Raw genomic sequence first — 4,970 nt, forward strand, 5'->3', positions numbered from 1 at the left:
AAACCCATGAAAGACAACACATTTCCCGTATCACCAGACGGGGGCGCGGCGGCCGGGACCGCTCAGCACCCCGTACGATCCGTCAGCGGCATCCTCGATATCGCCGACAACCGCGCCGCCACCCTTCGGGTCGACGGCTACCTCCCCGGCCCGCGTGACGTGCATGTACCGCCCCGGTTCATCCGTGAATTCGGTTTGCGCCGTGGCGATTTCATTATCGGCGCGGCCGAGCCCGCACGCAGCGGCAAGCTCGATCCGCTGGTCCGTATCGAATCGGTCAACGGTCAGGATCCCGAGCGTGCCCGGCCCGGCTTCGAGGATCTCGTCCCCATCTACCCCAACCAGCGGTTGCGTCTGGAAACCGAACCGCATGCCATGACCACCCGGGTCACCGATCTGGTCATGCCCATCGGCAAGGGTCAGCGCGCACTCATCGTCGCACCGCCAAAGGCGGGCAAAACCTCTGTGCTGCAAGCGATCGCGCACGGCATCGCGAAGAACCACCCGGAGTGCGAACTGATGCTCGTACTGGTCGGCGAGCGTCCCGAGGAGGTCACCGATCTGGCCAGGTCGGTACCCGCCGACGTCGCCGCCGCCACCTTCGACCAAACCCCGCGCGAGCAGATCGCATTGGCCGAACTCGCCATCGAACATGCCAAGCGCCTGGCCGAAATGGGCCGGGATGTCGTCGTGCTGCTCGACTCGCTGACCCGCCTCGCCCGCGCGTACAACAACGCCGCACCGTCCTCCGGGCGGGTACTTTCCGGTGGCGTCGATGCCGCCGCGCTCGCGCCGCCGAAGAAATTCCTCGGCGCCGCACGCAATTTCGAGAACGGCGGCTCGCTCACCATTATCGCCACCGCCCTGGTGGAGACCGGTTCGCTGGCCGACACCGTGATCTTCGAGGAGTACAAGGGCACCGGCAATGCCGAGCTGAAACTGGATCGCGCGACCGCGAGCCGCCGGGTCTTCCCGGCCGTCGATATCGCGCAGTCCAGCACCCGCAAGGACGAATTGCTGCTCACCCCGGACGAATTGGCGGCCACCAAGCTGCTGCGCCGCACCCTCGCCGCGGTGGACGGTCAGCAGGCCACCGACCTGCTGCTGGAGGGCCTGCGTCAGGCTCCGACCAATGCGGAATTCCTGGCTCAACTCGGCGCCAAGCGGCACTGATCCGCTTGACACGTCTCCATTAAGGCTCCTTTAAGGCCCTGTCAAGCTCTCCGAGGAATATTTATTACAGCCCGATCGGGCCTGTCTTCGGAGGGGGAGACAGGGCCGGTCGGGCTTTTTCGCCGTATTCCGTTCGGGCTCAGCCCAATTCGGTGGTGAACAGCTCGGCGGTCCGCTTCCACGAATCCTGAGCTGCGGCTTCGTCGTACGGTTCTCGATCGGGGAAGAAGAAGGCGTGCTTCGCGCCCGGGTAGACCACCGATTCGTGCCGCACACCTGCCTGGTTCAAGGCCGCCTCGACTTGTTCGCGCTGTTCGGCATCGATGACGTGATCGAGTTCGGCGAAGAACAGCAGCACTCGCACATCCCCTTTGGCGATGTTCTCGGTCGCGGCCAACAGCGGCTCCGGCCTGCTCAACGCGGTGCCCGCGGCGGTCAGCCAGCCCGGGTAGAAGATCGCCGCGGCATCCAGATCCAGTCGGGTGGCCGCGAAGTAGGCGAGGTGGCCGCCGAGGCTGAAGCCGAGAACACCGGTCTTATCCGTCGCACCGCCGTGTTCGCGGGCATAGGCGATAGCCGCCCGGAAGTCGGCCTCGACACCATCGCGGGTGAGTTCACCGAGCAGGCCGAAGGCACGCGTCCGGTTCTCGTCGGTCTCGGCCAGTCCCGCAGCCGTTTCCGGACCCGAGCGGTGATAGACGTTCACCACGAAGGCCACATAGCCGAGTTCGGCGACTCTATCGACGATCCGGCGCGCGTCCTCGGTGAGTCCCCACAATTCGGCGCCGACCAAGACGGCCGGAAATGTGCTGTCGCCCTCCGGTCGAGCCAGATAACCGGTCAGCGATGAGCCGTCCACATCGAGGTCGAACTGCCGAGAAACGATCTTGTAGGTCATGGGATACAGCCTATGGCGGTTCGGGGTCCCCGGCACCCGATGCGAACTTCATCGCACCGCGGTCTTCGGCCAGGCGCGGGCGAGGCCGAGCAGATGCCGGAGTTCAGCGTCGAAATCGCGTGCGGTGCTGGGTAGCCGAGGGCCGGAACCGACAACGGCGGGCAGTTCGCCTGCGTTTCTGGCACGCACGGCGTGTGCGAGCCGGTGTGCGTAATCGGTTATCTCCCAATCTGATTCAACCTTATGCGGTGGCAGGGTAGCGGCCGGGAGGTAGGAACCGAGGTGCAGCATCGCATCGCGGATTTCCACGATCATGCGGAACAGCCGGGTGACCGAATCCGCACCGTGCCGTGCCTCGGCGGGCAGCACGATCTCCGGGACCGCCGCGGTGAGGTCGCGCCACAGCGGCCGCAGTCGGCGACAGATTCGAGCGTCGCGATCCCAACCGGCCAGCGTGAGCAGCGCGCTGAGCAAAGGGATGGCGAGCAGGGTCACGTTGAGGGTCACGCAGAGCACGAAATCGAGTTCTCCACGCGGCAAATGCGGACCGAGGGCGGGTCGCCCCGTCAGCAACCGCGCGGTGGAAAGTGCCTGATTGCTCGAGACGAAGCCACCGCTGATGCCCAGAATCCAGCAGACCACCTGCATCTTGGCGCTGAGGTCGCCCGAGCGCAGCTCGTGGATGCCCGAGAGCAGGAAAACGACCATACTGACCGCAAGCGGTGCGGCATAGGCGATCCCGAAGATCGCCGCGGGCACGTGTGCGCTCAGATCGACCGGTCGTCCGTTGTCCTGTGCCATCATCCCGGCGAGCAACATGACGACAGTTGCCGCCGCGGCAACGAAACCGCACCGACGCAGCCGCCGCCACACCACTGCCGACTCGGTCTCGGCGAGAATGTATCGGGCTATGACAAACAGGTGCATGGTTGTCATTTCCACGCATCCCAGCGCGAGGACGTAGACCGGACTGGTGACACTCGTCTGGGCGCATCGGTAGCACAGCAGGGCGGCGATGCTCCAGAGCAGGTTGCGATTGATGAGCTGATCGATGATCGTGTCCCGCAACAACATCAGCCGACCCAGCGTAATGGCGCCGACGTAGCCGAGCACCAGCCAGCCGAGTGTCGCGGGAATCAGTGATGACATCGATATCCTCTCGGCGGCGCAACCGTGCCCGTCGGAGGATACCGATGCGAACACGCACGTCATTGCGCTGTGGACCGCTGGCCTCCGCACGCATCGGGCCGCGCGGCTGTCGCAGGTCGGTATCGAGGTGCTGCCGATCAAGCCGCAACATACGACACCAGCAACCCGTGAGGCACTGGCACAACAGACGTCGGCACACCGGAATCCGGTGTGCCGACGGTGGTTTCGGTGATCAGCCGAGCAGGACGAGCGCGCCCGCGCCGAGGAAGATGCCCTGCACGATGGTGCGTAGCGGCAGCGGCATGGTCTTGATGCCGATATCCGCCCGTGCCGCACGGATATTCGCGGGGAACATCACGATCAGCAGCAGGATCAGTCCCGCAGCGGCCAGTTTGGCGACGGGCGGGATCAAAAGGCCGATCGCGCCGCCGATTTCGAGCAAGCCGGTGAAGGTCACCCAGCCCGCCGCATTGGGCAGCCGCGGCGGCACCATGGCGATCAGTGCGCCGCGCTTCGGCTCGACGAAGTGCGCGCTCGAGGTGAGGGCGAACATCGCGGCAAGCCCGAGTGCGGCGGCGTGCGGCCAGGAGTCGAGCCAACCGAGGTTGCCGAGCCAGCCGATGAACCGAGCGAGTCCGGCGATGACGATGAGTACAACCAGCGGTGCCATCAGAGTCTCCTGTGGGTCGAGCACCAAATCTTGACAGTGACTAGATTAAGTCTGGGCGGGAAACTTGTCAATGGCTAGATTTTGGGCGACCATCGAGACATGGCGAAGAGCGGGTATCACCACGGCGATCTGCGGGCCACCATCCTGGCCGCGGCCGCCGATCAGATCGCGACCGACGGTGTCGACGCGGTATCCCTGCGCGGGCTGGCCCGCCGGGCCGATGTCTCGCATGCGGCCCCCGCACATCACTTCGGTGATCGGGCGGGGTTATTGACCGCACTCGCCATCGAAGGTTTCGACCTGCTCGCCGAGCAACTGACCGCGGCCGGACCGGAACTCCGCGAGGTCGCGGTCGCCTACACGCGCTTCGCTCGCGAACATCCCGGCCATTTCGATGTGATGTTCCGGCGCGAACTCCTGCACGCCGACGACGAGCGCCTGGTCGCCGCCCGCACGGCGGCGGGAGCGGCGCTGCGCTCCGGAGTCTCGGTCATGCAGCCCGACAACACCGTTGAGCAGCAACAAGCCACCCGCCTCGCCGCCTGGTCACTGGTACACGGCTTCGCGGCACTGTGGCGCGAAGGGGCACTACAGGATTCGGCACTCGGAGACAGCTCCGATCCGGAAACCCTGGCCCGCCGGATGATCGCCACCGTCCACTTCGAATGACCACGGCCCGTTCACCTTTGGCCGTAAATTCTCTGGCATGGATATCCACGCCTACCCCACCGAGGCGAGCACACCCGTGGATCTCGCCGAGGCACAACGCCTCGCCGACCACTACCTGTCCACCGATGACGGCATCAGCAACCTGCTCACCGAATTCGACGCGGGATTCACCGTCGTCGCCATCTTCCCGCCCCCACCGGGTATCGACCCACACAACCCCCCACTGCCCCCGACCATCGGCGGTTCGGTCTGCGTCATCGACAAACCCACCGGCGCCATCTCCTACTGGCCCACCTACCCCACCCCCGTAGTCGCCGAACAATACACCCAGGCAATGCAATCCGGCCGCCTGATCATCGAGAACACTTGGCCAGAAGACTGAGATACACCCCAACCCCCAACCCCCAACCC

At 65.3% G+C, this 4,970-nt stretch carries 6 protein-coding genes; 3 read left to right on the forward strand and 3 right to left on the reverse strand.

Translation table 11 applies throughout. The features are described from left to right. The coding region (locus NP3_RS45720) for a transcription termination factor Rho, short form (protein WP_245721397.1) at window positions 1–1,173 on the forward strand (1,173 nt) is incomplete at its 5' end. A 139-nt stretch (window positions 1,174–1,312) separates the two neighbouring features. Here NP3_RS45720 and NP3_RS45725 read toward each other — a convergent pair. The 3 genes from NP3_RS45725 to NP3_RS45735 form a co-directional block, all read right to left on the reverse strand. Then, a complete protein-coding gene (locus tag NP3_RS45725; protein ID WP_063047934.1) occupies window positions 1,313–2,071 on the reverse strand; it encodes a dienelactone hydrolase family protein in 759 nt (252 codons plus the stop codon). 48 nt (window positions 2,072–2,119) lie between these two features. Further along, window positions 2,120–3,220 carry an MAB_1171c family putative transporter gene (locus NP3_RS45730; protein ID WP_063047935.1) on the reverse strand — a complete coding sequence of 367 codons (1,101 nt, stop codon included), beginning with the start codon at window positions 3,218–3,220 and terminating at the stop codon, window positions 2,120–2,122. A 232-nt stretch (window positions 3,221–3,452) separates the two neighbouring features. Beyond that, window positions 3,453–3,890: a DoxX family protein gene (locus NP3_RS45735; RefSeq protein WP_063047936.1), complete on the reverse strand. Its 438-nt coding sequence runs from the start codon at window positions 3,888–3,890 to the stop codon at window positions 3,453–3,455. A 99-nt stretch (window positions 3,891–3,989) separates the two neighbouring features. Here NP3_RS45735 and NP3_RS45740 point away from each other — a divergent pair, with 99 nt between their 5' ends. Together NP3_RS45740 and NP3_RS45745 are read left to right on the forward strand one after the other, a co-directional pair. Beyond that, on the forward strand, window positions 3,990–4,559 hold the full coding sequence (locus NP3_RS45740; RefSeq protein WP_063047937.1) for a TetR/AcrR family transcriptional regulator: 570 nt from the start codon (window positions 3,990–3,992) through the stop codon (window positions 4,557–4,559). Window positions 4,560–4,596: 37 nt separating this feature from the next. Beyond that, the gene (locus tag NP3_RS45745; protein WP_063047938.1) at window positions 4,597–4,941 is read left to right on the forward strand and encodes an SUKH-4 family immunity protein; all 345 of its coding nucleotides are present in this window, start codon (window positions 4,597–4,599) and stop codon (window positions 4,939–4,941) included. Window positions 4,942–4,970 lie beyond the last annotated feature (29 nt).

The sequence above is a fragment of the Nocardia pseudovaccinii NBRC 100343 genome (genome assembly GCF_001613225.1).
GTDB classification, from domain to species: domain Bacteria; phylum Actinomycetota; class Actinomycetes; order Mycobacteriales; family Mycobacteriaceae; genus Nocardia; species Nocardia pseudovaccinii.

Coding starts and splice junctions, on each gene's coding strand:
- NP3_RS45725 (WP_063047934.1), bottom strand. CDS start 2,071: ATGACCTACAAGATCGTTTCTCGGCAGTTCGACCTCGATGTGGACGGC.
- NP3_RS45730 (WP_063047935.1), bottom strand. CDS start 3,220: ATGTCATCACTGATTCCCGCGACACTCGGCTGGCTGGTGCTCGGCTAC.
- NP3_RS45735 (WP_063047936.1), bottom strand. CDS start 3,890: ATGGCACCGCTGGTTGTACTCATCGTCATCGCCGGACTCGCTCGGTTC.
- NP3_RS45740 (WP_063047937.1), top strand. CDS start 3,990: ATGGCGAAGAGCGGGTATCACCACGGCGATCTGCGGGCCACCATCCTG.
- NP3_RS45745 (WP_063047938.1), top strand. CDS start 4,597: ATGGATATCCACGCCTACCCCACCGAGGCGAGCACACCCGTGGATCTC.